Source organism: Bacillus sp. LR--39 (assembly GCF_053613335.1).
Genome location: NZ_JBSIOT010000682.1, coordinates 1 through 799, shown reverse-complemented (window position 1 = coordinate 799; position 799 = coordinate 1). Strand labels below are relative to the sequence as shown.

Here is a 799-nt window from a genome sequence, read left to right as displayed (position 1 = left end):
TTGCTTCGTTCAATCCCTAGCTGGCTGACCGCCAAAACGACTCCCCAAATCCAAAACAATGAGATAAATGAGCTGTTTAAATAATCAACGCTGAATACGCAGGGGCTGACCCAATTTTCTTTTCCAGTGACACAGCGTTGATAGATGAGATACATATTTAAAATTGATAATGGATTACCCAATATAAAAACCAAAATGGTGATAACTAAGGCGACTTTATTCTGCCGCCACTCTTTGTAAAGCAGTCCGGAATCCGGCAACTCACTTCCCTCCAAACCTATGGCATTTCTTACACTTTTGTTTTCTTATAAATAGAGAAGTAGCTCACAAAGAATCCAGCCACTGCCCCAATGATCATACCCAAAATATAACCAATAATGGAATGTCCGGTATAGTATCCAAATAAACCAAATCCAAGGATGCCGAAAGCCATAACCAGAATTTGCACCGGACGGTCTAATCTGTTCCATAAGAAAAAGTGTCCGTTTCGTTCACTGGGATGCTTTTTGAAGCTTATCAAACCAATCAAGTAAAACAGAATGCTCATGGCAGCTGGAATCATTAAAATATATTTACTATCGATAAGCCAGTCACTTGCAACATAACCAATGGGCACAAGATATAATAAATTGCTCGTCAGAGAGAAATACACCTCCGGGGAAGGGAACATTTCCCATATATTCACACCAAAAACAACTTCAAAGTTTCCAACCGGCAATGCAACAATTAAATACGGCAATACCGCAGCAGCAAATGCCGTTAATAACTGGGCAAAAACACTCCCCGTTAATGCACCAGC

Annotated in this window: 2 pseudogenes; both read right to left on the bottom strand. The window is 40.3% G+C overall.

What is annotated here, in order from left to right:
- Nucleotides 1-260: pseudogene (gene ytrD, locus ACWHAR_RS25820) on the bottom strand (ABC transporter permease YtrD); the annotation flags it as partial.
- A gap of 29 nt (nucleotides 261-289) precedes the next feature.
- Nucleotides 290-799, bottom strand: a pseudogene (ytrC, locus tag ACWHAR_RS25815) (ABC transporter permease YtrC); the annotation flags it as partial.